At 73.2% G+C, this 25,334-nt stretch carries 29 protein-coding genes; 10 read left to right on the top strand and 19 right to left on the bottom strand.

The annotated features are described in order from the left end of the window. Nucleotides 1-27 precede the first annotated feature (27 nt). The 5 genes from A4R25_RS13160 to A4R25_RS13140 form a co-directional block, all read right to left on the bottom strand. Complete coding sequence (locus tag A4R25_RS13160) at nucleotides 28-3,237, bottom strand: AAA family ATPase (RefSeq protein ID WP_064446898.1); 3,210 nt, start codon at nucleotides 3,235-3,237, stop codon at nucleotides 28-30. A 43-nt stretch (nucleotides 3,238-3,280) separates the two neighbouring features. Then, on the bottom strand, nucleotides 3,281-3,688 hold the full coding sequence (locus tag A4R25_RS13155) for a hypothetical protein (protein ID WP_030501892.1): 408 nt from the start codon (nucleotides 3,686-3,688) through the stop codon (nucleotides 3,281-3,283). Beyond that, the gene (locus A4R25_RS13150) at nucleotides 3,685-3,945 is read right to left on the bottom strand and encodes a hypothetical protein (protein ID WP_030501893.1); all 261 of its coding nucleotides are present in this window, start codon (nucleotides 3,943-3,945) and stop codon (nucleotides 3,685-3,687) included. The genes A4R25_RS13155 and A4R25_RS13150 overlap by 4 nt, the downstream gene beginning before the upstream one ends. Nucleotides 3,946-3,958: 13 nt before the next feature. After that, nucleotides 3,959-4,672, bottom strand: coding sequence for a hypothetical protein (locus A4R25_RS13145; RefSeq protein ID WP_064446897.1), 714 nt, complete (start codon nucleotides 4,670-4,672; stop codon nucleotides 3,959-3,961). A 138-nt stretch (nucleotides 4,673-4,810) separates the two neighbouring features. Further along, entirely contained in the window at nucleotides 4,811-5,197 is a 387-nt protein-coding gene (locus A4R25_RS13140; protein WP_231915511.1) for a globin, read from the bottom strand. A gap of 116 nt (nucleotides 5,198-5,313) precedes the next feature. Here A4R25_RS13140 and A4R25_RS13135 point away from each other — a divergent pair, with 116 nt between their 5' ends. Further along, a complete protein-coding gene (locus tag A4R25_RS13135; protein ID WP_064446896.1) occupies nucleotides 5,314-5,880 on the top strand; it encodes a snapalysin family zinc-dependent metalloprotease in 567 nt (188 codons plus the stop codon). Between the two features lie 27 nt (nucleotides 5,881-5,907). On the opposite strand, the gene A4R25_RS13130 is transcribed toward A4R25_RS13135, so the two are convergent. The 9 genes from A4R25_RS13130 to A4R25_RS13090 all read right to left on the bottom strand — a co-directional run bounded on the left by A4R25_RS13130 (nucleotide 5,908) and on the right by A4R25_RS13090 (nucleotide 11,495). Continuing rightward, on the bottom strand, nucleotides 5,908-6,996 hold the full coding sequence (locus tag A4R25_RS13130) for a hypothetical protein (protein WP_064446895.1): 1,089 nt from the start codon (nucleotides 6,994-6,996) through the stop codon (nucleotides 5,908-5,910). Beyond that, entirely contained in the window at nucleotides 6,993-8,357 is a 1,365-nt protein-coding gene (locus A4R25_RS13125) for a hypothetical protein (RefSeq protein WP_231915510.1), read from the bottom strand. Before A4R25_RS13125 ends, A4R25_RS13130 begins: the two co-directional genes overlap by 4 nt. Next, nucleotides 8,354-8,659, bottom strand: coding sequence for a DUF6403 family protein (locus tag A4R25_RS13120; protein ID WP_064446894.1), 306 nt, complete (start codon nucleotides 8,657-8,659; stop codon nucleotides 8,354-8,356). Before A4R25_RS13120 ends, A4R25_RS13125 begins: the two co-directional genes overlap by 4 nt. Nucleotides 8,660-8,706: 47 nt before the next feature. Further along, nucleotides 8,707-8,949: a hypothetical protein gene (locus A4R25_RS13115; RefSeq protein WP_043326278.1), complete on the bottom strand. Its 243-nt coding sequence runs from the start codon at nucleotides 8,947-8,949 to the stop codon at nucleotides 8,707-8,709. 76 nt (nucleotides 8,950-9,025) lie between these two features. Beyond that, a complete protein-coding gene (locus tag A4R25_RS13110; protein WP_064446893.1) occupies nucleotides 9,026-10,318 on the bottom strand; it encodes an AAA family ATPase in 1,293 nt (430 codons plus the stop codon). Nucleotides 10,319-10,378: 60 nt separating this feature from the next. Then, a complete protein-coding gene (locus tag A4R25_RS13105; protein ID WP_064446892.1) occupies nucleotides 10,379-10,759 on the bottom strand; it encodes a hypothetical protein in 381 nt (126 codons plus the stop codon). Nucleotides 10,760-10,778: 19 nt separating this feature from the next. After that, a complete protein-coding gene (locus A4R25_RS13100) occupies nucleotides 10,779-11,033 on the bottom strand; it encodes a hypothetical protein (protein WP_064446891.1) in 255 nt (84 codons plus the stop codon). Then, complete coding sequence (locus tag A4R25_RS13095) at nucleotides 11,026-11,268, bottom strand: DivIVA domain-containing protein (protein WP_064446890.1); 243 nt, start codon at nucleotides 11,266-11,268, stop codon at nucleotides 11,026-11,028. The genes A4R25_RS13100 and A4R25_RS13095 overlap by 8 nt, the downstream gene beginning before the upstream one ends. Further along, a complete protein-coding gene (locus A4R25_RS13090) occupies nucleotides 11,265-11,495 on the bottom strand; it encodes a hypothetical protein (RefSeq protein WP_064446889.1) in 231 nt (76 codons plus the stop codon). Before A4R25_RS13090 ends, A4R25_RS13095 begins: the two co-directional genes overlap by 4 nt. 311 nt (nucleotides 11,496-11,806) lie before the next feature. Here A4R25_RS13090 and A4R25_RS13085 point away from each other — a divergent pair, with 311 nt between their 5' ends. The 4 genes from A4R25_RS13085 to A4R25_RS30620 all read left to right on the top strand — a co-directional run bounded on the left by A4R25_RS13085 (nucleotide 11,807) and on the right by A4R25_RS30620 (nucleotide 15,785). Next, nucleotides 11,807-13,243, top strand: coding sequence for a helix-turn-helix domain-containing protein (locus tag A4R25_RS13085; RefSeq protein ID WP_064446888.1), 1,437 nt, complete (start codon nucleotides 11,807-11,809; stop codon nucleotides 13,241-13,243). Further along, complete coding sequence (locus A4R25_RS13080; RefSeq protein ID WP_064446887.1) at nucleotides 13,240-14,139, top strand: phosphotransferase enzyme family protein; 900 nt, start codon at nucleotides 13,240-13,242, stop codon at nucleotides 14,137-14,139. The genes A4R25_RS13085 and A4R25_RS13080 overlap by 4 nt, the downstream gene beginning before the upstream one ends. Nucleotides 14,140-14,183: 44 nt before the next feature. Beyond that, nucleotides 14,184-14,723, top strand: coding sequence for a GNAT family N-acetyltransferase (locus tag A4R25_RS13075; protein ID WP_064447237.1), 540 nt, complete (start codon nucleotides 14,184-14,186; stop codon nucleotides 14,721-14,723). A gap of 144 nt (nucleotides 14,724-14,867) precedes the next feature. Next, nucleotides 14,868-15,785, top strand: coding sequence for an HNH endonuclease (locus A4R25_RS30620; protein ID WP_082931006.1), 918 nt, complete (start codon nucleotides 14,868-14,870; stop codon nucleotides 15,783-15,785). 11 nt (nucleotides 15,786-15,796) lie between these two features. Here A4R25_RS30620 and A4R25_RS13070 read toward each other — a convergent pair whose 3' ends face one another. Beyond that, on the bottom strand, nucleotides 15,797-16,249 hold the full coding sequence (locus tag A4R25_RS13070) for a hypothetical protein (protein ID WP_064446886.1): 453 nt from the start codon (nucleotides 16,247-16,249) through the stop codon (nucleotides 15,797-15,799). Beyond that, nucleotides 16,246-16,752 carry a DUF1772 domain-containing protein gene (locus A4R25_RS13065; RefSeq protein ID WP_064446885.1) on the bottom strand — a complete coding sequence of 169 codons (507 nt, stop codon included), beginning with the start codon at nucleotides 16,750-16,752 and terminating at the stop codon, nucleotides 16,246-16,248. The genes A4R25_RS13070 and A4R25_RS13065 overlap by 4 nt, the downstream gene beginning before the upstream one ends. A 223-nt stretch (nucleotides 16,753-16,975) precedes the next feature. Between A4R25_RS13065 and A4R25_RS13060 the strand changes: the two genes are divergently transcribed. Together A4R25_RS13060 and A4R25_RS13055 are read left to right on the top strand one after the other, a co-directional pair. After that, nucleotides 16,976-18,148, top strand: a complete 1,173-nt coding sequence (locus A4R25_RS13060) for a sensor histidine kinase (RefSeq protein WP_064446884.1) — start codon at nucleotides 16,976-16,978, stop codon at nucleotides 18,146-18,148. After that, nucleotides 18,145-18,807, top strand: coding sequence for a response regulator transcription factor (locus tag A4R25_RS13055; RefSeq protein WP_064446883.1), 663 nt, complete (start codon nucleotides 18,145-18,147; stop codon nucleotides 18,805-18,807). Before A4R25_RS13060 ends, A4R25_RS13055 begins: the two co-directional genes overlap by 4 nt. 22 nt (nucleotides 18,808-18,829) lie before the next feature. Here the strand turns inward: A4R25_RS13055 and A4R25_RS13050 are convergent, their stop codons facing one another. After that, nucleotides 18,830-20,998 (bottom strand): MMPL family transporter, encoded by a 2,169-nt coding sequence (locus A4R25_RS13050; protein WP_064446882.1) that lies wholly within the window; start codon nucleotides 20,996-20,998, stop codon nucleotides 18,830-18,832. 563 nt (nucleotides 20,999-21,561) lie between these two features. Between A4R25_RS13050 and A4R25_RS13045 the strand changes: the two genes are divergently transcribed. Together A4R25_RS13045 and A4R25_RS13040 are read left to right on the top strand one after the other, a co-directional pair. Then, on the top strand, nucleotides 21,562-21,927 hold the full coding sequence (locus A4R25_RS13045) for a VOC family protein (RefSeq protein WP_064446881.1): 366 nt from the start codon (nucleotides 21,562-21,564) through the stop codon (nucleotides 21,925-21,927). Nucleotides 21,928-21,959: 32 nt separating this feature from the next. Continuing rightward, nucleotides 21,960-22,694, top strand: coding sequence for a YqjF family protein (locus A4R25_RS13040; protein ID WP_064446880.1), 735 nt, complete (start codon nucleotides 21,960-21,962; stop codon nucleotides 22,692-22,694). Nucleotides 22,695-22,784: 90 nt separating this feature from the next. On the opposite strand, the gene yidD is transcribed toward A4R25_RS13040, so the two are convergent. Continuing rightward, nucleotides 22,785-23,156, bottom strand: coding sequence for a membrane protein insertion efficiency factor YidD (gene yidD, locus A4R25_RS13035; RefSeq protein WP_231915509.1), 372 nt, complete (start codon nucleotides 23,154-23,156; stop codon nucleotides 22,785-22,787). Between the two features lie 121 nt (nucleotides 23,157-23,277). Here yidD and A4R25_RS13030 point away from each other — a divergent pair, with 121 nt between their 5' ends. After that, nucleotides 23,278-24,138, top strand: coding sequence for an AraC family transcriptional regulator (locus A4R25_RS13030; RefSeq protein WP_064446879.1), 861 nt, complete (start codon nucleotides 23,278-23,280; stop codon nucleotides 24,136-24,138). On the opposite strand, the gene A4R25_RS13025 is transcribed toward A4R25_RS13030, so the two are convergent. Next, complete coding sequence (locus A4R25_RS13025) at nucleotides 24,135-25,307, bottom strand: phosphotransferase family protein (RefSeq protein ID WP_064446878.1); 1,173 nt, start codon at nucleotides 25,305-25,307, stop codon at nucleotides 24,135-24,137. The genes A4R25_RS13030 and A4R25_RS13025 overlap by 4 nt on opposite strands. Nucleotides 25,308-25,334 lie beyond the last annotated feature (27 nt).

The raw sequence follows: 25,334 nt of genomic DNA, 5'->3' as shown, positions 1-25,334 counted from the left end.
GAACCCGCCACCCCGGCGTACGGCAGGTCAGAGCCGCCAGGACACCGGTTCGGGCGGCAGGTAGCGGCAGGCGCCGCCGGTGGTGACGGACTCGCGCAGATGGGCGGCGAGCGCCGGATGCCGCTGGTCGATGCGGCGCAGCGTGTCCCGGATCCGCCCGGTCACCGCCTTGCGTGCCCGTTCGGCCTGGTCACCGAGGCGGCGGCTGCGCCCGGCCAGCCCGGCGGCGGTCCGCAACTGGTCGAGCAGCGCGGCGCGCTCCGCGTCCAGCGCGGACAGCCGCCGCTCGTCGTGGCGTACGGCGGCCCGGTCGATCTCGTCGTCGAGCCGCCGCAGATGCCGGCGGTAGCGGGCCTTCGCCTCGTCGTCCAGCACCGGGTCGGCGCCGAGGCGGCGGGCCGCGACAAGTTCCGGGCCGGCGGCCGGGTCGAGCAGCTCGACGGCGGGCACGTCGGTGCCGGGCCGGCTCAACAGCAGCCGCAGGTCGTGCAGCCCTTTGGCGTCGGGTAGGTGCACCACCACACCGCCGTACCCGAGGCGCCACACCGGCCCGTCCGGGCGGAACTCCGGCGGAGCGGACACCGCCGGGCGAACAGCGGTCAGCGGAGAGACCGCCACCGCCGGAGGGTCCGCCCGGGCGGCGGCCAGCCGGCCGGGCACCTGTCTCATGCCCAGCGCCCGCGCCTCGGCCGCCGTCGCGGCGCGCAGCCGCCGCGCCTCGGCCGCGTCGCCCGGCCCGTCGCGCCCGGTCAGCGCGGCCACCAGCCCGACCCGGGCCAGCACCGACCACGGGCGGGCGCCCAGCCGGTCGGCGGCGTCCCGGGCCGCCGTGTAACCGGCGACCGCGTCGTCCCACCGGCCGTCGGCCGCGTCCACCGCGGCCAGCCACAGGTCGACCGGGCCGGCGATGTCGCAGCCGAACAGCGCGGCCATCCACCGTCCCCGGTGCGGCGCCAGCGCCGCCCGCGCCTCGGCGCACCGGCCCGGGTCGCCGTCCACTGCCGCCGCCTGGGCCCGCAGCCGCAGCCACAGCGGCGACACCGACCGGGGGTACGTGGCGCCGGCGGCCTCGATCCCGGCGGTGAGCCCGCGTACGGCGGCCGGGTCGCCGCGTTCGGCGGCGGTGATCGCCCGGAGCAGCTCGGCGTGCGGATGGCCGGCGCCCACCTTGTCGAGCAGGGCCTCGGCCTCGGCGACGCGGCCGTAGAGAAGCAGCACCGACCAGCGGATGTGGTGCGTCATGAAGGCGTGGTCGGAGTGTTCCGGCTCGGGGTGGCTCTCCACCTCGGCGAAGCACTCCTCGGCGGTGGCGAGGTCGCCCCGGAACGCGGCGATGATGCCGCTGTCCATGGTGGCCGCCATCCGCTGCCGGGGGACCTCGCCCTGCCGGGCGCCGGCCACGAACGAGGCCAGTTCCCGGCGGTATCCCGGGTCGCCCAGTTCCAGCAGCGCGACCCAGCGCAGCGCGGTGGCCCACAGCTCGGTCTCCCGGTCGCCGCCGCGGCGGGCCACCTCCCGGATCTCGGCGGTCACCTGGGCTCGCTCCTCGGCGGTCCCGAGGCCCCAGGTGGTGTCGTGGCGGGCCCACAGGCTGAACGTGAGCGCCTCGTCGTCGCTGCCGTGCCTCGCGAGCGTCTCGGTGGCGGTGATCAGGTCGGTGACCAGGCTGCGCACGGACCGCTGCGGATCCGGCTCGCCGATCAACCGCCGGTACGCCTCGCGGACCAGGTCGTCGGCGTCGAGCCGGCGGCGGGTGGCCGAGTGCCGCCGGTGCGCGGTGAGCGCCACCCGGGTCAGCACGCCGGGGTCGTCGGCCTGCCGGGCCAGCGCGGCGGCCTCGGTCAGCAGCCGCTCGACCTCCTCGGCCGGGCCGATGTGGTGCAGCAGCCCGGCCAGTTCCAGCAGCAGCCGGACCCGCGGGACGGGCTCACCGGGAAGATCGAGCGCCCGCCGGTAGTGCCGGACCGACTCGTCCACGGCGAGCCGGCCGGCCGCGTCCCGCGCGGCTGTGACCAGCAGCTCACCGGCGCGTACCGGGTCCAGCTCGGCGCCGGCCAGCCACGCGTGCCGGGCCAGGTGGGCGGGGCTGAGCGCGCCGGCGAGCGCGCCGGACCTGTCCACGGCGCGGACGACGCCCGCGTGCCGGGCCCGCCGCGCGTCCGCGGCGAGCCCGTCGTAGAGCGTCTCGCGGACCAGGTCGTGCACGAAGACGAACCGCCCGCCGCCCCGGGGCAGCACCAGCCGGGCCGCGGCGGCGCGGCCGAGCATGCGGTCGACCTGTGCGACCGGAGCGGGTACGCAGGCCGCCACCGTCCCCCTGTCGAACTCGTGGCCGAGCACCGCGGCGACGGTGAGCGCCTCGACGACCGGGGCGGTCAACTGGTCGAGCCGGCGGCGCACCACCTCCCGGACGCCGGGCGCGATGGTGTCGGTGAGGCCGTCGGTGTGCCAGAGCCGGGCGGTCTGCTCGACGAAGAACGGGTTCCCGCCGGTGCGCCGGTGCACCTCGGCGACCAGGTCGGCGCCCGGCTCGCGGCCGGCGGTGCGGGTCATCAGGGCGGCCACGTCGTCCCGGCCGAGGCCGGTGAGCGTGACCGTGGTGGCCTTCGCGCTCAGCGGCACCAGCAACGGGCGCAGCGGATGCTCGCCGGACTCGACCTCGGCGTCCCGGTAGGTGCCGACGAACAGCAGCCGCTCGAACCAGGTGTGCCGGGTGACGAACTGGAGCAGCCGGACCGACGCCGGGTCGGCCCAGTGCAGGTCGTCGAGGACCACCACGACCGGCCGGTGCTGCGCGACGGCGACGAGCGCCGCGGTCACCGCGTCGTGCCTGTCGAACTCGGCCCGGCCGCCGTCCCCCGCCTCGTCGCCGTCGTCCCCCGGCTCGTCGCCCTCTCCGGCGGGGCGCTCGCCGAGCAGCGCGGCCAGCCCGGCGTCGACCGCTTCGCGGGCGCCGGACGGGTCGTCGGCGAAGCGGGCCAGCCGGCGCAGCACCTGGACCCAGGGCCAGTAGTCGGGGGCGGTGTCGGAGTCCCAGCACGCGGCGCCGAGCACGAGCGCGCCGCTTCGGCGGGCCTCGTCGGCGGCGGCCGAGACCAGTGTGGTCTTGCCGATGCCCGGCTCGCCGGTGACCAGGGCGAGGCCGCCGTGGCCCGCGGTCAGCCGGGCCACCTCGGCGCGCAACAGCGCCGCGGGGTGTTCCCGCCCGATGATCTGCTCGCCGAACCGCGGCTCCATGACCTCCCGACGCTAGTCGAGGGGTCCGACAAGACGACAGCGATCAGGTCCGCGCGTCGGTCACCACGTGCGCGCACGCCGGGCACGCCGACGGCCCCTGCTCGGCGAACCACCGGCAGGTACGCCGGATGGCGCACTTCGGCAGCGCCTCCTCGGCGGGCGGGGCGGTCTCGGCGTACGAGGCGGCCATCCGCGCGCCCAGCCCGCAGTGCGAGCCGGTCCAGAATCCGCAGGACGAGGTGACGCACGGACCGGCGAGCCGGACCCGTGCCTCGACCGGCTCGTCGGAGTCGCCGAGCCCGGCGAGCGCCACCTCGGCCGGTACGGCCGGGGTCACGTAGGCCACCCGGCCCGCCGGAGTGATCATGCCCAGGAACACCGTGGCGTTCGACGCCGGGGTGCTCGGGCACATCCGCTCCGGCGCGCCGGCCGGCCGGGCGGCGTCGGTCACCGCTGGATCCAGAACCCGATGTCGTTGATCTTCTGCCCGAGGTCCTGGGCGAACGGGCCGTCGATGACCCAGAGCCCGTACCACTCGGGGCGCAGCTTGATGTTGCCGTGGCCGACGGTCAGCGGGTTGGTCAGTTTCGCGTCGGCGGTACGCAGGGCGGCCAGGCCGGCCTTCTGGATCTCCGCGGCGATCAGCGTCTGCTGCTCGGCGCTCAGGTCGACACCGTCGACCACGAAGCGGAACTCGTTGCGGGCCATGTGCTTCCTCCGGTCACTCGTACGATTCGGTGCCCAGCCCGCGACGCAGGCTGGTTCGGGTGAAGGCCGCCCAGCCGGCGTGCGAGGCGGCGTCGGTGCGTTGCCCGGCGCGGGCGAGCACCCGGGCGGCGTGTTCCGCCCAGCGGCCGGGGGTGGCCGCGGCGTCGCCCCACAGTTCGCGGCAGGCCGCGACCGCGAAGGCGACCTGCTCCGGCGCGCCGGTGAACCCGGCCGGTCCATCGGCGACCCGGATCGTGCCGTCCGGCCGGACCCGCACGTCCGGGAAGTGGTGGTGCAGGCTGGCCAGCGTGGCCAGGTGGGTGGCGTCGCGCCGGCCGGCGGCGAACCCGGCGTGCAGCTCGTCGTCGCGGCGGTGCCGGATCGCGTGCAGCACCAGCGCGTCGCCGGCCGGCTCGACCCGGGCGACCACGTGCACCGGCGTACTCCAGGCCGGCGGCGAGTTCGCCGACCAGAAGGCGAGCCAGGCGGCGAGCCGGGCGTGGAAGTCGGTCTGGACGCCGACCGCGGGCGCGGAGCCGTCGGGCGCGCGCAGCGCGGCGGTGGCGATGCGGTCCCGGGCGATCAGCGGTGTCGCGGGACGGGCGGGAGCCGCCGCGGCGGCGGCTCCGGTGGAGGCGACGGCCAGGCCGGTCACTGTGACCGCCGAGGCTGCCGCCGCGCCGGCGAGCAGTCGCCGGCGGTCGAGCGGGTGTCCGTTGTCGTTCATCGTCGGCCCTTCGTCGACGGCAGTGGCCCGACGTTATCGACCGGAAGCGATCAGAAAAACACCCCGCGTGACGGGAGGTTGACAGGAAAACCGGGGATTCCCGGCGGCGTGAACGACCATTCCTGTGCTGGTGGGCGATCAGGCGTGCAGCAGTCCGGCGACGGCCCGCTGGGCGTCCACGAGCGCGGTCGGCGGCAGGTCGAGCGTCCAGAGCGCGGCGGCCAGGTAGTCCAGGACGCGCCAGCGCTGCTCCTCGCTCAACGGCGGTCGCCGCGCGCCGCCGAGGACCGGCCCGCCATCCGACCCGGTGCCGCCGGGACTGCGCCACACACCGCCGAGCGCCGCGTCCAGCCGGTCGGTGAGCAGCGCCGCGAGCCGGCGGCGGTCGACCCCGATCAGGTACGGGGCCAGTTCCGCGTCCGCCGCGATCAGCCGCAGCCAGCGGTGCACCGCCTCGCGTACGGCGACCGGGCCGAGCCGGTCGCGCGGCTCGCGGGGACAGGTCACCAGCTCCGTGGTCCGCACGACAAGGGGTACGGATGATCGAGCCCGGTCAGTTCACCGCGACACTTGATATCGATGGATACCAATCTATAGGCTGGCGGCGTTCCGCTCACCCCCCATCCCAAGGAGTGTGAACCATGCGTAAGCCCAAGCTGTCCCGGATCCTCGCCACCCTCGCGGCCGCGACGCTGGCAGCGCTCGGCGCGGTAGCCGTCAACCCGGCTCCGGCCTCCGCCGCCGTCCGCAACGTCTGCTACAACATCAGCCAGGCCGGCCCGTTCGCCAACACGGCGGTGCAGGCGGCGGCGATCTGGAACAACTACACGAACAACATCAACATGGCCCAGTGCGGGTCCAACCTGCGGATCACCTACACCTACGGCGGCGGCTCGTACGCCCAGCGCACCAGCCTCGGCAACGGCCGCGTGGTGATCGATTACAACCAGGCCCAGCAGTACTCGGCACTGCGCATCATGACGCACGAGATCGGCCACATCCTCGGCCTGCCGGACAACTACAACGGCAACTGCGCCATCCTGATGTCCGGCGGCAGCGCCGGTACGAGCTGCACCAACCCGTACCCCAGCTCCGCCGAGGCCTCCCGGGTCGACTCGCTGTTCGGCTTCGCGGCCCGCAGCGCGACGCCCGCCCAGGTCTTCACCGGCAGCTGGCCGGCCGCCGCGACGGTGGGCGCCCAGCGTTGACGACGCAGTGACGACGGGGTCGGCGGGTCACCGCCGGCCCCGTCCGCGCGTCCGGCCCTTCCCCGGCGCGCCGGCCGCCGTCCGGCCCGGCCGCCCGCCCGCCGACCTGCCGGCGCTCCCGGCCGGCGGCTTGTCCTGCTTGCGGCCACCCGCGCGATCGGCGCCCCGCCCGGACGCGGCGTCGTCGGCCAGAGCCGCCGCGCGGCGGTTCAGCTCCTCGACCCGCTCCCGGAGCCGGCGCAACGCCCCGGCGTCGTCGTCCACCTCGGACACCTCGTCGAGCAGGCCGACGTAGTCGGCGGCCAGCCGCCGGTGCGCCGGCGCGGCCGGACCGGCGTACCCGTCCAGGTCGATGATCTGCTGGGCGAGCACAGCGGTGGCGGCGCCGAGCGCGGCCCGTTCGTCGGCGCGCGCGTCCCGCCCGGCCCGGCGCGCGTCGGCCAGGCGACCGGCCCGGCGACCGCCGAACCAGAGCACCGCCGCGCCGGCCACCACGCCGGTCACCGCGCCACCGGCCAGCAGGTACCGGGGCAGCGACGGGCTGATGGTACGAGCGCCGTCCGGCACCAGACCGGCCCGGACCAGCCGGTCGTAGTTGAGCACGATCACCTTCAGCGCCTCGACCGGCCGGTCCACGAACGCGTCGGCGCCCCGGCCGATGGTGGTCTCGGCGACCACGGCCCGGCCGAGGTCCTTGGCGCCGTCGCCACCGAGCCGGGAGCAGCCGTAGGTGTCCCAGTCCTCGCCGTCGCGGCTCATCGCCAGCACCAGCGTGCCCTGGGCGGCGCGCTTCGTGTCGGCGCACGCCTCGCGCAGGTCGGCGCCCGGCTCCATGATCAGCACCACCAGCCGCCGGTTGCCGATGACCCGCTCGGCGGCGGCCCGGTCCAGGTCCACCCCGGGAGCGGTGTAGACCGACGAGACGCGCACCTGCCGCGCGACCGGCCCGTCCAGGATGCCGCCGGACCACAGCGCCCAGCCGGCCAGCGCCAGGCAGGCGAGCGTCGCCCGGCCGAACGCGGTGCCGACCAGGCGGCCGAGCAGCCGGCGCGGACCGGTCGCCGCCGCGCCGCGCCGGGCGGGCACCCGCGCGGGCCGGGTCGCGACGCCGCTCACGACAGCCTCGCCCGCAGGTAGACGTCCGGCCGGTAGCCGGGCATCCGCACGTCCCGGGCCACGTCGTCCAGCTCGGCCGCCGCGTCGGCCAGCAATTCGCGTACGTGCCGGTCGGGCAACCCCTCGCCCAGCGCGTCCCGGGCCGCCCGCAACCGGCCCACGCCCCGCACCAGCGCCGGGTCGGTGCGGGCGTCGGTGAGCAGCGACAGCTCCACCGCCAGCGCGGAGAGCCCGGCCAGCCGGGCCGGCGTACCGCCCGGACCGACGTCGGCCGGACGGCGACCGCTGCCCCGCACGGTACGGATCGACAGCGCCACGAAACCGGCCACGCAGGCGGCGAAGATCCAGGGCAACGCCGGCAGCGCCACCCGCAGCGGATCGAACGGACGGTACGGCAGCGGACGGTCGAACAGCCCCGCGTACCGCACGTCGGTCACCTGGCCAAGGTACGTGGCGAGCACGTTCTGCTGCGGGTAGGCGTACCGGCCGAGCCGGCTGCCGAACTGGGCGTAGAAGCTCGCGCCGGCCACCTCGGCGAACTCCGCCGCACTCGGACCGTGGTACTCGATCCAGTCGCCGTACATCACCAGGAGCGGCTGATCCGGGGCGAGCCGGTGCAGCGCCGGCCCGTACGCGGGCAGCGGCTCCCCGTACGGCTGCGCGGGCAGCACCACGAACCAGGCCCCGTCCGGGAACGCGCTGCTCGCCGCCTTCTCCGGCAGCTTGGTCAGCGTGGCGCCGGGGCCCACGTACCGGCCGGTGGCGCGCAACGCGGCCACCATCGGTGCCAGCTCCGGACCGGTCGGTTCCCGCCAGCGCAGGTCGTCGCGGTCGGGCGGGGTCGGCTGGTCGTGCAGTGTGGCCAGCAGCGTGAGCAGCGAGCTGGTCACGTCACGGGTGGCGAACCGGGCCCGCCAGCCCGGCAGGTCGTCCGGCGAAGCCACGTAGAGCCCGCCGCTGACCTCGGTGCCGACGATCCGGATCTCGGCGTTCTCCACGTCCTTGACCCGGCGGCGTTCCGCCTCGTCCAGACCGGGCGGGGCAACCAGGATCCGGGTGCCCCGGTCACCGATGGCCGCCCGTACCCGCTGCTCGTCCCAGCGCGCGACCGCCCCGGGCAGCCGCACCACGGGTTCGGCCGCGACCAGCGCCGTCATCTCCTCGACCGACGGCACGCTCGCGTCGCTCAGCTCCCCGGCCGACCCCTCCTGCGGCAGCGCGCCCGCCGACGGGGACCGCCCGTAGCTGACCTCCACGCTCTGCCGCTGCGCCCCCAGGAACACCACCAGCACTGCCGCCGCGGCGGCCAGCAGCGACCAGCGCACCAGATCCCGGCGTACCGGCAACCTCGGCGCGGTCACCGGCCGGCCCGCCACAGCTCGTCGGCCCGGCGGGCGTGCTCGGCCGCGGCCCGGGCCGCGTCGGCGCCGCCCCGGGCGGCGGCGAGTATCTCGGCCCGGGCCAGCAGCCGCTCCGCCTCCGGCACCGCCGTCGGGGACGCGTCCCGGCTCACGGTGGCGTCGTGGATCGCCGCCCGCGCCGAGGACCAGGCGACGCGCCGGCCCTGCGCGCGGGCGCGGCGCCGGGGCAGCAACGCGGCGAGGAACCCGGCCGCCAGGGCCACCACGCCCCCGCCCAGCCAGGGCAGCACACTCGCGGTCATGATCCCTTCCTAACGCACCGCCGCCAGCGGCGCGCGGCGAGGTACGCCTACGACGACGAATAGCCCTCGTTGAACCCCTCGATGAACCCGCCCGCGAACCCGGACGCGACACAGCCGGCACAGCAGAGGATCACCAGCAGCGCCGGCAACGCCACCCACAGGACGATCGCCCACCTGTTCGTCGGCTGCTCCGGCTGCGGCGCGTACGCCTGCGGCGGGTACTGCGGGTACTGCGGCGGCGGATACTGCTGCTGGTACGGATCCTGCTGATACGGGTCGTGAGGGTACATCCGGCCATCGTGCCCACCGCCCTCCACCGCCCGGAAGATCCGTTCGGTTCGCCGGACATGCCACGACGGCCCGTCGTCACGCCCGGTGCGCGTCCAGATGGGTGAGCACCGTCTGGTTGGCCTCCCAGCCGTCCGGGAACTTCACCGGCACGTCCAGGTGCACCCGCTCGGTCGACGGGTACGCGTCGAGCAGCTCACCGATCCCCGCCCGGGCCACCACCACGCAGGCGTGCCGGTGCCGCGACGCCAGCACGCACAGCCGCCCCGACTCCAGGTGGAACGCGGTCGCGTCCCGCCGGCCGGAGAGTGGGTGCAGCACTATCGTCACGTCGTACTCCCGGCCCTGGAGCCGGTTGGCGGTGTCCACGGTGATGCCCGCCCCGGCCGTGCCCAGCCGGGACCGGATGGCCGCGACCTGGTCGCGGTGCGCGGCCCCGACGGCGATCCGGTCCGCGGCGACCGGCGCGCCGCCCGGCGCTGCTTCGCTCACCGCGACCGCGCCGCGCGCCAGCACCCGCAACGCCAGCTCCGCGCAGGCCGCGGCGGCTTCGGCATCGGTACGCACGGTGTGCCGGGCCGGCAGCTCGTGCAACGCCCAGCCGGTCGCGGCGGCCACCTCCACCGAGGCGTCGTAGGCGTCCCCCGGACCGGGCTCGGTGAACGTCAGCACCCGGTCGGCCGGCCCGGTACCGGCCCGGAACCCGGTGAACGGGTAGAACGCGGCGGACACCACCGGCGCGGCCGAGTCGGGCAGCCGCCACGACACCGGCAGCCGGTGCACCGGCAGCTCCGGGTTGTGCCGCAGCAGCGTGGCCACCGCCGACTGCATCGGATCCCAGGTCAGCCCGGTCCAGCGGAACGTCTCCACAGTGGAGAACGGATCGAGCTGCCCGGGATCGCCGACGAACAGCGCCCGCTCGAACCGCCCCGCCACGCGCAGCAGCGCGTCCGCGCGCATCTGGTACGCCTCGTCCACGATCGCCCACGGCCAGCTCCCCTCGGTGACGGTGGCCCACTTGGCCGCCGTACCGATGGTGACCGCCGGGCCACCCAGATCGGCGACCTTCGCCGCGACCCGGACCGCCGGATGCCCGGTTACCCGCTCGGTGGGCCGGTAGTCGGTCGCGGAGAGCCGCCCGACGCGCAGGTCCGGGGCCTTACGGCCGAGCCGGTCGATGAGGTCGTCCACCTGCTCGTTGGTCTGCGCCACGATCATCAGCGGGTCGCCGGTGGCGGCGATCTCGACCGCGGCGCGGACCACGAGGGTGGACTTCCCGGCGCCCGGCGGCGAGTCCACGACGACGCCGCGGTGCGCCCCCTCCCGGAGGTCCCGCAGCACCCGTTGGATCACCTGCTCCGCTTCGTGCAAGGAAGGGCCCCCTTTTAACGTCTCCGGTAGAGGCGGGGCCCCTTCTTAACACGCGCCGCCTCAGCGAGGCTTCGGCACCTGCCGGTTGAAGCGGGGACGCAACGCCAGGACCAGCGCGTCCTTCGTACCCTCGGGGTGGTCGGTCTCCAGCCACCGGACCTCGCGCCGCCCCAGCCACCCGGCGATGTCGTCGCGGGTCGCTGGGCGGCCGGGCGTGTCGAGGAGCTGGCCGACCTGGTCGTGCAGCACCGACGAGTCGCGGTTGCCGGTGAGGTGCTGCCGCAGCCGGGAGCGCAGGTTACCGGTGTAGCCGACGTAGACCACCACGCCACCGTCGAGCACCAGGTGCACGCCGGGCGCGGCCGGCGCGTCGGCAACGACCGCCATCGTGTACGGGCGGGGCGACGTGAACTCGGCGAGTAGTTCTTCGGTGTCCAGCACGGCGGGGACGGTACCGGCGTCAGCGCGGCTCCGTCGCCCCGCACAACCCGCCGTGACCGTTCCGCAGCCCACAGCGTCCACCCTCGGGCAACCGCTGATCGCACCAGACCCGGTGCCGCAGGTGCTGTGCGTCCTCCTCGCTGAGCGTGGTCTCGCCGAAATCGACGGCATCCAGGTGCCCGAGCGACCGGGCGAGCGCGGCGGCCAGGTCGGCGGCGGCGTCCCGGCTGGTCAGCGTGGTCGGCAGATGGATGATCCAGCGCGGCTCAGTCATCGTGACCGCGTCGCCGGCACCCGTTGTGGCGGGACTGCCACTGCCGCAACGCCTGACGGACCCGCTCCGACTCGGTGCGCGCGGTGGTCAGCTCCCGGTGCAGGCGGTCCATCTCGTCGGCGACCCGGCACAGGTAGTCGTGCACCTGCGCCGGGTCCAGCCCGCGCCAGCGGGTGTCGAAGACGGCGCTGCGCACCTGGTACGCCTGCACCCGCTCCCCGGTCACGTAGATCACAACGCCACCATCCCGGCCGCCACGGCGTCGTCGGGCAGCCCGGCCGCGGCGAGCGTCGCCCTCCCCCACCGGGCCAGCCGGCAGGGGTACGGGACGCGTTCGCTGCGGCACAGCGGTCCCTGCGGCCAGTGCTCGGGAACGTGTACGCGCACGGCCAGCGCGGCAACGAGCAGATCCTCGTCGGTGACCGGGGTGAGGACGGGAAAGTCGGCGAGTACGGCGGACATCGGCTGGCGCCTCCGGGTCGGTTCTCGTGGAGTGGCACCGGAGCGGGCGGGGACGGCGGGAGCCGCGATCGGGGGACGCGGTGCCACCGGAGCCCGGCACCCGCCCCGGGCCATGCGCCGACCCTCAGGCCTTCCCGGCAGGAAGCGCATGCGCTGATGATCGTGACCGCAATGCACACACCGCATACTCTCGGTAACCGTCGCGAGACATCCGGCGATATGCACGATGCGTATACCGGGCCGCTCCGGAACGGGTTGAATGGCTAGGCTCGACTTCGGACACAGGTTCTCCGCGAACGGCGAGGTTGCCGGTGACACCTGCGAACTGCCCCCGCTGCGGCGGGCGCCTGGCGCGCGACAACGACACGGGACGCTGCGCGCCCTGCCAGGCCGCCGAACGCGACCGCCTCAGCACGCCGCCCGGCGTGCCCGACTCGTTCTGGGACCATGAACCGGTACGGACGGCGTTGGCCCGGCGGCATCTCGGGCAGGTGATCCGGGCGTACCGACACCACCCGTACCACGGGCGGAACCCGCTGCCGCAGAGCGTCGTTGCGGGGTGGCTGGGGATCACGCAGGCGCAGTTGAGCCGGATCGAGAACGGCCCAGCCCTGGTGCATCTCGACCGGCTTGCGCATTGGGCGACCGTGCTCCGCATCCCGCCGAGGTCTCTCTGGTTCGCCGTCGGTCCAGACTCCCCGGTCAGCGCTCGGGCCGACGGGAGCCGCGCTGCACCAGACCTGGGCCGGCGAACCCTCCTGGCTGGCATCGCGGCGGTGTCGGCAGGGGCCGGGCTGGTCGGAGCCCTTGAGGATCCCCGTCCTCGCCGAATCGGCAGCGCGGACGTGACTCGACTAAACGCGGTACTGGAGCTCTACCGGTCGGTCGACTACGAATGCGGTGGCGGTCTGCTCTATCGGGAGGTCGCCCGGTTCGCGGAGTCGGTGTACCGCATGCTCGACTGGTCACACTCGCCCGGGGTGACACCCCGCCTGGTCGCGGCCATCGCGGCAGCTCGCCAGTTGGCTGGCTGGACCGCGCTCGACGCCGGCCGGCACGCGGACGCTCAACGGCATTTCGCCGCCGGCGAGCGGGCCGCGATGCCCGCTGACGACGCTCCGCTGGCGGCTCTGATCCGCTACTCGCAGGCCAAGCAACTGCAACACCTTCGGCACAACCACGATGCTCTGGCCACGCTGCGGCTGGCCCACTCAGAGCTGGGATCCCGGGCGACCCCTGCCGTGAAGGCGCTGCTCTGGGGCGCGGAGGCAGCCTCGTCAGCCGCACTCGGCGACCACCAGAACGCGCTGGCCCTCCTCGGTCAGGCGAGTGATCAGTTCGAGCGTGTGGATCCCGAGCGCGAGCCAACCTGGATGGCCTTCTACGACCGTGGCGAGCTGCTAGCGCAGTACGGTCGCGTGTACCGCGACATGGCTCGGCAGGCCGGCACGCACGCGACGCAGGCGGTGCGGAGCGTCGAAGAGGCGATCGTCGCCTTCGGCCCGGCGAACGTCCGCAGCATGGTCCTGAACGAGGTCGGGTTGTGCAGCGCGCTTTTCCTCACCGATGAGCCCGAGCGGGCGGTCGCTGTCGGCACGCGTGTGGTCGAGCAGTCGCGTGCGCTGAGTTCCAGTCGAGTCGTTGATCGAGTACTCAACCTGCGCCGCGATCTCGGACGGCACCGCCACCTTCCCGTCGTTGCCGAATTCGAACGCACGCTCACCGCACGAGCTGCGGCCACGGTATGAACGGACGGTTCTCGGAAGAAGCGATGACCCTCGCCATGCGGGAGATCGCCGGCGGACTTGAGGTGCCGACCGAGGATGCCCGCCTCCTTCGGCTGACCAACAACGCCGTGTTCGCGTTGCCGGAATCCGGGCTCGTCATCCGCATCGCGCGGACGCACCGGCTCCGGGGCCGGGTGACGAAGGTCGTTCAGCTTGCGCGATGGTTCGCCGAGCTGGACGCGCCCACGATCCGGCTGGCGCCCGGCGTGGCGCAGCCGGTTGCGGTCGGTGACTTGGTGGCCTCGGTGTGGGTCTACGTGCCACCCGCCGCGCCTACTCCGACGATGAATGACCTCGGCTCGGCGCTGCGGCGGTTTCATGCGCTCGGACCCCCGCCCTTCCCGCTGGCCACCTGGGATCCGATCGGGGACGCGCGTCGACGCCTGGCGGATGCCGACGGGTTGAGCGCAGAGGACCACGACTACCTGGCGGCGTGGTGCGACCGCCTGGAGCCGCAGGTCGCCGACCTCAACCAGCGCGGGGAGCAGTCGCTCGTCCACGGGGACGCGCACGTCGGCAACCTTCTCCGGGATGTGTCGCGCGGCATCCTGCTCTGCGACTTCGACGCCACTTGTCTCGGGCCTTGGCAGGTGGACCTGGCAGCGGTCGCCGTGGGTGAGGTCCGCTTCGGGAAGACCGGGGCGCATCGGGCGCTCGCCGAGGCGTACGGGTATGACGTGACATCCGACCGCGACTGGCCACTTCTGCGGGAAGCCCGAGAGCTCAAGATGATCGCTGCTGCCACGCCGCTTCTCGCAAGTTCGGGGAAGGTCGCAGCCGAGTTTGACAAGCGATTGCAGTCGGTCATCCAAGGCGACCACGGTCTACGTTGGAAGCCATTCGCCGATCTCGTCTGAGAGCCTCTCGGCGAGTGACTGCCGCCCGGTGGGATCCTGTGATCGTGCTGGAGAATCTGCGACTACGGCAGGAGACCGCAGCGGGAGCCGAGGGCCTGGTAGACCAGCTTGTGGACGTTTACCTCGACGCGCACGCCGACGACGGCCCGCGTTACACGGCCGAGCGGTACGAACAGCAACTCGCGGCGCACATGCTCCGGGAAGGCTGGGAGCTGGTGACGGCCAGGATCGATGACGATCTGGTCGGCTACGTGTACGGCTTCCCGCTCGGAGCCGATTCGCGTTGGTGGGACGGCATTCATGAGCCGGTGCCGGACGGCTTCATGGACGAAGACGGGCGCCCGGCTTTCCCGGTCTGCGAACTGCTGGTACGGCGATCGTGGCAATGCCGAGGCATCGCGCGGGCGCTCCACGACCGGCTCCTCAGCACGCGACGGGAGCAGAGGGCCACGCTGCTCGTGCGGCCGGACAACGCCGCTGCGCAGCAGGCATACGACTCCTGGGGTTGGCAACCGGCCGGGTGGCTCCAGCCCACGCGGGAGGGAGCACCGCTGTTCGAAGTTCGCACAAGGAACTCATGTTGAGCTCCCAGAGCCTTCAGAACCCAAGCGGCAGGCATTCTTCCAGCCTGCTACACCACGGCGTAAGTCGCCGCGGTCCGGTCGGGCCTACGTGGTTCCCGATCTCTAGCCGTTCAGTGGAAGGAGGGCCGCGGCTGGCGTGACAGTATGTCGATCATGGCAGATGCGGCTCTCGACCTCCGCCTTCGCAAAGCAGCTGCTGCTTGGCTTGCCGAACGAGCACTGCGCCAGCAGGAACTGGCAACAAAGGAAGAGCTAGCACAGTTCACCTTCGAAGGCCGACGAGTCGCTCTCCTGGATCCACAGCGCGGTATCCGTAAGCCTGCGTTTCTTGATGCAGCGCTGTCCATCCGCACAACGTTCACCCCACCGGGTCACCCACCGCCTTACGAGGACCGAGAGGGACCGGACGGGCTCCTCCGATACAAGTACCGCGGAAACGACCCAAACCACCATGAGAATATCGCGTTGCGCCGCGCCTACCAACACCAGCTACCACTGATCTGGTTCGTCGGCATTGCACCGGCTCTTTACCTGCCGAGGTATCCGGTGTGGTTAATCGCAGACGAGCCGGAACAACTACAGTTCGCGGTTGCGCTTGACGAGGCGCAGCGTTTGATCCAACCGGGAGGAGTGGTCGATACGGATAGACGGAGGTACATCGAACGTCTGACGAAGCTACGTCTTCACCAGCCGGTTTTCCGGGCTAGGGTAATACAGGCCTACGGGACGACGTGCGCGATCTGCCGGCTACGCCACCGGTCACTACTGGACGCCGCTCACATCATCCCGGACGGCCAACCGGCGGGTGACCCGATCGTGCCCAACGGCCTAGCCCTCTGCAAGATTCATCACGCGGCGTTCGATCAGAACATCATCGGCATCCGACCTGACTACCGAGTCGAGGTGCGATCCGATATTTTAATTGAGATCGATGGACCGATGCTGCGGCATGGAATCCAGGAGATGCATGGATGCCAGATTGCGCTGCCTAGGGAGCGCTCTGCTCATCCCCATCGTCAAAGACTTGAGGCACGCTACGAGAAATTCCGGGCGGCTGCCTAGAAGACCACCTGTTAGCTGAGCTCTGTCGGTCGGGCTGGCGCGGGCAGCGCCCGGCTCAGCAACACCGCTGCCCCACCGGCGATCACTCCGACCATCGTCCCGGTGACCAGGCTCGACATCACCGCTGCACCCCGCAACAACGCCTCCCGCGCCCCCGGCGCCAGCCCGGCCGGCCCCGGCGCGTCCATCCCCAGCGACGAGTCCCAGAACACCTGGTGACCGGCCGCCAGGAACACCCCGTACAGCGCCCCGACCACGACGAGCGTCAGGAACGGGCGCGGCGGTCGCCGCCACAGCACGACGGCCACCCAGCACAGCGGCGGCCCGACCGCCAGCAGCGCGGCCACGATCGTGCCCTCCGGCACGACGCCCAGGTCGTGCAGAGCCACGCGCGGGGCGGCCAGCGCGGCGAGCGCGACCAGCGCCGGCCAGGAGAACCCGAGGGTACGGCGGGCCCCGCTCATCGCGTCGCCTCGGAAGAATCCGCAACCGAAACAGAAGCAGGCGCGGGAGCCGAAACCGGGGCCGGCGCGGTCGAGCGCACGAACTTCAACAGCGCGACGAACGCCAGGACGGCGGTGACCGCCCCTCCGGCGACGCGCACCCAGTGCCCGGCGACGAACTCGGCCGCGACCTGCCGCAGGTACTCCGGCGAGTGCGTCCCCACCGGGTCCACGAACATGATTTCGTTGCGTGGCCAGAAGAAGACGGCCGAGAACAGGAACTCGCAGACGACGAAGACGGCTGTGGCGCCGGCGATCCACCAGCGCAGCCGGCCGTCGCGCCAGGTGAGCAGGGTCGCGGCGACGCTGCTCAGGATCACCGACGCGCCGAGCGGCGGGAAGTAGTCGTGCGGGCCGCCGTGGACGAGGAACTCGCGGGCCCGGTCGAGGGAGGCGGGCGCGTCGTTGAAGATGTTCGGGTAGAGCATGACTGTCTCGGCGGCGACCCCGCCGAACGACATCATCGAAGCCCAAACCATCGCAATTAGGGCTATCCAGGTCAGTCGTGTGCGTACCACGAGGGTTCTCCTCACGTTTCGGGGACGCCATCGACGCTAGGTCGGGGGCCGGGCACCGTCGTCCGCGTGGCCGCGCGACCGGTTGTCGCTTCTCGGCGTACGCCTCGGGGTTGTCCCTGACGCCTACGGACGACAGCGGCGAAGGGCCGCGCGGACCTAGGCTCGAAGCGTGCCCGACGCCCTGCCCACACGTGCCGATGCGCTGCTCGCCGCGGCCACGCTCGGCCTGGTCGCGGTGGCCGTGGCGGCCGAGCGGCCCGCTGCCGGCGGCGCGGCGCTCGCCGTGGTGGTCGGCGCGGTGCTCGGTGGGCTGGTGCTGTGCGCCAGGCGGTGGCCGGTGCCGGCGCTGCTGGCCACGGCGGTCGCCATCCTCCTGTACTACGCGCTGGACCTGCCGCCGGTCGGCGTGGCCGCTCCGGCCGCCGCAGTTCTCTACCGGGCGTCGGAACGCGGGCGGGTGGTCCCTGCTGCTGTGGTCGCCGGGAGCCTGCTGGCCGTATCGGTGGTCGCGCGGCTGGCCGAGGGCGACGACATCGGCGTCGTCGTCGGTACGCAACTGGGCTCGGAGGCGGCGTTGCTGCTCGCCGTCATCGCCCTCGGTGATGCGGTACGCAACCGCAGGTCGCTACGGGCGGCGTTGATCCGCCAGGCGGTCGCGGCCGACGAGGAGCGCCACCGGGAGGCGGCCCGTCAGGTCGAGGCGGAACGGCTGCGCATCGCCCGGGAGGTGCACGACACGCTCGGCCACACCATGTCGGTGATCACGTTGCAGTCCGCAGTCGCCCAGGAGGCGCTCGCTGACAGCGATCCGGCGCAGGCGGAGAGCGCGCTCGCAGCGATCCGGTCGGTGAGCGGCAGCGCGATGGCGGAGTTGCGGGCCACGCTCGGCACGCTGCGCCGCGAACCGGGGCCGCGGGAGCCGGTACCCGGCTTCGACCGGCTCCCGGCGCTCGTGGACGGCGTACGCCAGGGCGGGCTGGCAGTCGACCTGCGCGTCGAGGGGCCGGTGGACAGACTGCCGGCGGTGGTGGGCAGCACCGTCTACCGGGTCGTGCAGGAGGCGTTGACGAACGTGCTGCGCCATGCCGGGGCCACCCGGGTCACCGTCACGGTGCGCGTCACGGCCGGTCGGCTCGCGCTGGAGGTGGTGGACGACGGTCGCGGCGGCCCACCCGCCGGTCGGGCGGACGGGAGGGGTCAGGGCCTGCGCGGCATGGCCGAGCGGGTCGCCCTGCTGGGCGGCACCGTCGAAACCGGCACGGTCCGGAACGGCACCGCCGCATCCGGTGGCACCGGCTTCCGGGTGGCGGTCAGCCTGCCGCTGGCGGGAGTCGCCGCGTGAGCCCGATCCGCGTCGTCCTCGTCGACGACCAGCACCTCGTCCGTACCGGCCTGCGGGCGCTGCTCGACCGGGCGCCGGACATCGAGGTGGTGGGCGAGGCGGGCGACGGCCGCAGCGGCCTCGCCGTGGTACGCGAGCAGCGGCCCGACATCGTGCTGATGGACGTACGGATGCCCGGCGGGGACGGGCTTGCGGCGACCCGGCGGATCCTCACCGACCCGACGCTGGACGGCGTGCAGGTGCTCATGCTGACGACGTTCGACGACGACGAGTACCTGTTCGAGGCGATCCGCGCCGGGGCGGCCGGTTTCCTGCTCAAGGACACCGCGCCGGACGCCCTGCGGGACGCGGTCCGGACGGTGGCCGGCGGCGACGCGCTGCTGTCCCCCGCCGTCACCCGGCGGGTGCTCGCGGCGGCGGCCCGCTCGCCGGTGGCTGACCCGGCGCGGCTGGCCGGACTGACCGCGCGGGAGCGGGACGTGCTCGCGCAGGTGGGCGCCGGACGGTCGAACACGGAGATCGGGCAGGCGCTGTTCCTGAGCCCGGATACCGCCCGCACCTACGTGAGCCGGCTACTGCAGAAGTTGAACGCCCGGGATCGAGCGCAGCTCGTCGTGATCGCGTACGAGAGCGGGCTGGTCCGCCCCGGCGAGGGCTGAGCCGCGCCGGGGCGGGTGAGTGTCAGACCGGCGTCGCGTCGGCCGGCTCGGGCGCGGCGTGCCGGCCGCCACCGCCACCGCCGTTGCGCCGTTCGTCGCCGTGCCCCGGCCACCATGCCGTGTGGCCGATCAGCCCGGTCAGCGCCGGTACGAAGAACATCGACATGACGAACGCGGACAGCACGATCCCGATCGCCACCGCGAAACCCATCTGCTGCAGGAACGAGATCGGCGCGAGCATCAGCACCCCGAACGTGCCGGCCAGGATCAGCCCGGCCGCGGCGACTGTCGGGCCGGCGTGTTCCACCCCGATCGCGGCGGCCTCGTGCGGTTCGTGCCCTTCGCGCGCCTCCTCGCGAAGCCGGGCGATCATCAGGATGTTGTAGTCGGTGCCGATCGCCACCACGAACAGGTAGAGGATGATCGGCAGCTGGAACGTCACGCCGGGGTTGCCCTGGAGCCCTTGGAACACGTACACGGTCGCGCCGAGCGTGGCGGCGAAGTTGAGCAGTACCGCGACCACCAGGTAGACCGGCGCGACGAGGCTGCGCAGCAGCAACCCGAGGATGAGCGCGATCAGGCCGGCGGCAACCGGCAGGATGACCGAGAGGTCCCTGTTGTTCGCCGAGTTGATGTCCGCGAAGATCGCGGTGGCGCCGCCGACCAGGGCCTTGGTGCCCGGCGGCGCGGCGGCGTGCAGCGCGTCCCGCAGGTCGTCGCGGACCAGCGTGATCGCCTCGTTGGACATCGGGTTCTCGTTGAGCAGCAGGCTGATCCGGGCGACGCTGGGGTCGGTGGCGCTGCGCTCCGGCGGCTGCGCCCGCCCGACGCCCGGCGCCTTGGCCGACGCGGCGGCGAAGTCGTTCACCTGCTGGTCGGTGAGCGGGGTGCCGTTGCCGGTGGTCAGGTAGACCTCGGTGGGCGCGAGCGCACCGGCGGCGAATCCGCGCTGGAGGTCCTGGGCGGCCCGCGCCGACTCGGTGTCCTGCGGGAATCCGGCGCTGAAGTCGTAGTCGGCCTTGTAGCCGAGCACCCCGGCGGCGAGCGCGACGAGCAGCACACCGGAGGCGGCTGCGACGACAGCCGGGCGACGGCCGACGGCGGCGCCGAGCCGCCGGGACAGAGTCGCCTTCGGTGGGCGCTGCCACGCCTTCGACGGCCAGAACACCCATCGGCCGAGCAGCGACACCAGTGCCGGGATCAGGGTCAGCGAGGTGACGAGCATGACGCCGACGGCGATGGCGAGCGCCGGGCCGAGCGAGCCGAAGAAGCCGAGCGAGGCGAGCAGCAGCACCAGGAACGCCACGATGACCGCACCGGCGGCGGAGGTGATGACCTCGCCGACCCGCTGCACCGAGACGACCATCGCGGTGCGCTTGTCGTCACCGGCGCGCAGCCGTTCCCGGTAGCGGAACAGCAGGAACAGGATGTAGTCGGTGCCGATGCCGAACAGCACGATCAGCAGGATGGTCTGCAGGTCCTGGCTGACGTTGAGGTCGAACGCCTTGCCGGCGGCGGCGACCAGCCCGGTGGTGACGGACATGACCACGCTGATCACCACCACCGGCAGCAGCGCGGCGATCGGGCTGCGGAAGATGATCAGGATCAGCCCGATGATGAGGATGATGGTGGCGACGCCGACCACCGCGAACGCGTCGTTGAACGTGTCCTCGTTGTCGACGAAGCTGGCCACGTCGCCGGCCACCCCTGCGGTAAGGCCGCTGCCGGCCAGGTCCGGCCCGAGGGCGGCACGCAGATCGCGTACGGCGTCGAGCAGGCCCGGGTCGTCCGGGCTGTCGGCGTCGAGACCGACGGTGACCACCTGCACCGATTTGTCCGGCGCGACGGCCTGCGGCCCGGTCAGGTAGCCGGAGGTCTGCGGGATGTTCCGCGCCTTGAGCGCGGCGGCGAGCTGCCCCACGCGCGCCTCGTCGGCCGCGGTGAGCGGCTTGCCGTCGCCGCGTTTGACCACGACGGTGGCGGTGGCGGTGGCCGCCTGTGGAAACGACTTCCCGGCCAGCTCGGTGGCCTGCACAGACTCGTAGGAGCTCGGCAGGAAGCTCTCCTGGTCGGCTGAGGTGATGTCGCTTAGTGACGGGCTGGCGGCGATGATCGCTATCGCGGCGACGACCCAGCCGCCGATCACCCACCACGCCTTGCCCACGACGAATCTGCCCAGGCGCTCGAACATCGTTTCCCCCGTGTGTTCGGCTGTGTCGCACGCGATCCTACGCTGCGTGAGCAATCCCTTTCGGACGGCTCGCGGACTTCGTCGACGATCCGGTCTCCACCGCGCTGGTGGCCCGTGCTCGCGGCGCCGGTGCTCGCCCCCGTGCTGACGGTCCACCAACCCCGACGCCCCGCCGCTGATCGGGTACGCCGTCGTGTTCGGAGCGCTGCTGGCGCAGAGCACGGTACGGCTCGGCGCCGAGGACAGAACCCACTACGTGGTGGGTGGCGTGCGGAAATCCGGGGCGCGGTGGGCGAGTTCATTCACCGCCCGGCGGCGACACGCATCCCGCCCGACGGTCCTTACCGCCGCCGGAAATACATGGAGGCAGAAGCGACTCTGAGGTATATCGCTCTGGATGGCACACGTCTTCAACGAGGCTGGACCACCGAGCCCGGGCGCTCGACGACGGCTGGCGTCACCGCGACGGCTGCCCGGCGGCGGGCGCGACGCAAACCGGGCGGCGAAAGTGTCGTAGAGGGCTCGTAGCCTGGCGCGGTCAACGACGATCGTAGGGAGGCGACGTGCTCGACCACTTCTCCGTAGCGGTACGCGACCTGACGGCCAGCGGCGCCTTCTACGACACGGTGCTCGCCCCGCTGGGCGCGCGGCGGCTCATGGAGCCCGGCCCGATCGGTTACGGCGTCGACAAGCCCGACTTCTGGGTGGAACCCGCGCCGTCCAACGCCACGCCGGTGCCCGTGCACATCGCGTTCACCGCCGCTGACCGCGCCACGGTACGGGCGTTCCACGACGCGGCGGTGGCGGCCGGCGCGGAGGTGCTGCACGCGCCGAAGGAGTGGCCGGAATACCACGCCACCTACTACGGCGCGTTCGTCCGCGACCCGGACGGCAACAACGTCGAGGCGGTCTGCCACCGCCCGGAGTGAGTCCGGTTGCGTCGCGGAGGCAGGATGGACCGGTGGAGATCGAACCGGTCGAGCACGCTCCGGTACGCGCCATCCGCCGGTCCTGGCTGGCACAGCGCTGGCACGACCTGACGTTCCTGCACTGGGCGGTCCCGCCGGAGCGGGTGGCTCCACTGCTGCCCGCCGGCACCCGGCCGGACACGTTCGACGGGCTCACCTACGTCGGGCTGATCGGGTTCCAGATGGTCGGGCTGGGGTTCGGCGTCGGCCCGGGCGTGCCGTACTTCGGCACGTTCTGGGAGACGAACGTCCGGCTCTACTCCGTCGACGGCTCCGGGCGGCGCGCCGTCGTGTTCCGCTCGCTCGACGCGTCCCGGCTGGTGCCGGTGCTGGTGGCCCAACTGAGTCTGCGCCTGCCATACAAGTGGTCGGCGATGCGGCTGGACCGCTCCGGCGACACGCTCACCTACCGCTGCCGCCGCCGCTGGCCCGGTCCGTCCGGCGCGTCCAGCCGGATGACGGTGCGCGTCGGCGCGCCGATCGCCGAGCCGACGCCGCTGGAGCACTTCCTCACCGCGCGCTGGGGTCTGCACACCCGCGCGTACAGCCGCACCCTTCACGTGCCGAATTGGCATCCACAGTGGCCGCTGCACCGTGCCGAGCTGCTTGACCTGGACGACGAACTGGTCACGGTCGCCGGCCTGCCCGCGCCGGACGGCCCACCGGCGAGCGTGCTCTACTCCCCCGGCGTCCCCGTCGTCTTCGGCGGCCCCGCGTCGGTCGGGTGACCGCCACCGCCTTGATCGACACCAGGTCGCCGGAGTGGCGGCATCCGGCGCACCGGGACACCGCCACCTCCCCGACGTGGCGAGGGCGCGTCAGCGCAACGGGTCGTGGGTGCCGTGCGGCACGTCGGGACGGCATCGGCGTACCCGGTCGGCGGCCATCCGACCGCCCACCGCCAGCCCGTACCGCTCGACCGCTGCGAGCCCGTACGCGCTGCACGTGGGCGTGTAGCGGCAGGTCGCCGGCCAGCGGTGCGACAGCCAGCGCCGGTAACCGAGGATGGCGGCCCGGCCGGCGCGGTCCACGGCGGGCCGCCGGACGACGCCGGCGGTCACCGAACCGAGGGTGAGCAGCATCGAGAAGAGGCCCAGGTCGCAGCAGCCCGGCCCGTCACAGGTGGGCACGTCGCAGTTGCACCAGTCCCGGCTCTTCTTCTTGTGGCGGTGCCGCTTCCGGAAGATCACCACGTCATGATGCGACACGCCCGCCAGTGCCGAATGAGGCGACCGGACCGGGTCCGGTGTGATCGGGTCTGTGGACGGCCGGGAACCTAGCGTCGAGGTCGTCACCAGGAAGGAACATCGGGTGCTGGATCGGCTCAACGCCGCGTTGGATTACCTCGAACAGCGGCTCGAGCAGCCGCTCGACGTGGCCGCGCTGGCCCGGATCGCGGGCGTCTCGGAGCACCACTTCGGCCGGCTGTTCTCGGCGCTGGCCGGGCTGCCGCTGTCGGAGTACGTCCGCCGTCGCCGGATGACGCTGGCCGGCGCGGACGTGCTCGCGGGGCGGGAGTCACTGCTCGACGTGGCGGTCCGCTGGGGTTACGGCTCGAACGAGGCGTTCGCCCGCGCGTTCCGGGCCGTGCACGGCGTCGGGCCGACGCAGGCCCGGCAGGCCGGGGCGGTGCTGCGGTCCCAGCCCCGGCTGTCCTTCCGGCTCGTCGTCGAAGGGAACACCAGCATGGACTACCGGATCGTGACCAAGGACGCCTTCCGGCTCGCCGGGCTGAAAGCGCGGGTGCCGCTCGTGCACGAGGGGATGAACCCGCACATCGTGGCGTTCGTCAGGGGCATCGACCCGGCCACCGTACGCCGCATCGAGGCGCTGTCCGACCAGGAGCCGCGCGGGATCGTCAACGTCAGCGCCGAACTGGCCGGTTCCCGCGACGAGGGTGCCGAACTGGACTACTGGTACGCGGCGGTGACCGGCGCGGAGGTGCCCGGCGATCTGGACAGTCTGCCGGTCGAGGCCGGTGACTGGGCGGTGTTCTCCAGTTCCGGGGCGTTCCCGGTGGCGGTGCAGCACCTGTGGCGGGCCGTGTTCACGTCCTGGTTCCCGTCCAACCCGTACGAGGCCCGCCCGGGGCCGGAGATCTCGCGCGTGCGGGTCGCCGAGGACGGCGGCACCGCCGACGCGGAGCTGTGGATCCCGGTCCGCCGGGTCTAGGGAGTAGCTGCCGCTCGCGCCAGCGCGGCCGGCACGTCGTGTACGTGGTACGGATGCTCGCCCGGCTCGATGGCGGCGAGGAACATCGCGTACACGGCGGCCAGCCGCAGCGGCGCGACCGGCCGGAGCAGGTCGACGGCCCGGTGCGGGTCGCTGCCCGGTACGTCGGTGCGCCAGCGCCGCGCCCACGCGCCGGTCAGCCGGGCGGCGGCGTCCGCGTCGACGTCCTCGGTGAGGCGCAGGATGTCGAAGGCGGGGTGGCCGACGAACGAGTCCGCCCAGTCGATCACCACCCGCCGCCGCCCGTCGCCGCGCACGTTGCCGGGGTGCAGGTCGCCGTGCACGAGCGTGTCGGGCAGGCCGCAGTCACGGACCTGCTGGAGCCGGTGGTCGAGCCCGTCGAGCAGACCGGCGGCCGCCGACACGTCGTGCCCGGCGAGCCGCTCGCGGATCCAGTCCGCCAGCCCCGTCCCGCGCAGATCCGGCACCCCGGCGGCGACCAGCTCACCGACGACCCCACACGCCCGCAGTTGCACCGCGTGATGCTCTACCGCGATGGAGGCACGCTCCCCTTCCCCGGCCCCGTACCGGTCCTGCCCCGGCACGTCCGCCAGCAGCATCCGCCCCTCCCCGTCGGCGGCGAGCACCGTCGGCCCGTTGACCAAGGAGCTCGGGTCACCGGGGAACGCCAGGACCGTGGGCTCGTGGCGGGCGAAAGGGGGGAGCTGCTTCAGCCACGTAGGGCCCGCGTCGGTGTCCAGGCGCCAGATGGCGGAGAGGTTCCAGGTGCGCTGCTGCGCCACCGCCGTCACCCGGCGGCCGAGCCGGCGCAGCTCACCCGCCGCCCAGGCGACGCTGCGCGCCGGGCCGCCGGCCCGCGCCCACGGCTGGCGCAGCGGGTGCGGCGCGAGGTCCACGGCAACCGGTTCCAGGGGTACGGCGGGAGCGTCGGCGGTCTGCGCCAGGTAGCGGACGTGGCCGCCGGGCGGCGCGGGACGGTCGGCGTCGAGCAGCCGCAGCACGGCGACTTCCAGACCGTGACGACGACGAACCTCGGCCACGATCGAGGCGACCTCCTGCCACCACGGCTCCGGTACGCCGAACGGCGGCAGCGCGCCGAGCGGACGGCCAGCGGCGTCGAGCAGGATCAGCGTGACGGTGCGGGACACGGCCGGACGGTAGCCGGACGCCCCGAC

The sequence above is a fragment of the Micromonospora sp. NBRC 110037 genome, assembly GCF_001652995.1.
Lineage (GTDB): Bacteria > Actinomycetota > Actinomycetes > Mycobacteriales > Micromonosporaceae > Micromonospora > Micromonospora chalcea.
The sequence above is the reverse complement of the archived record's forward strand: the minus strand, read 5'-3'. Positions and strand labels throughout refer to the sequence as shown.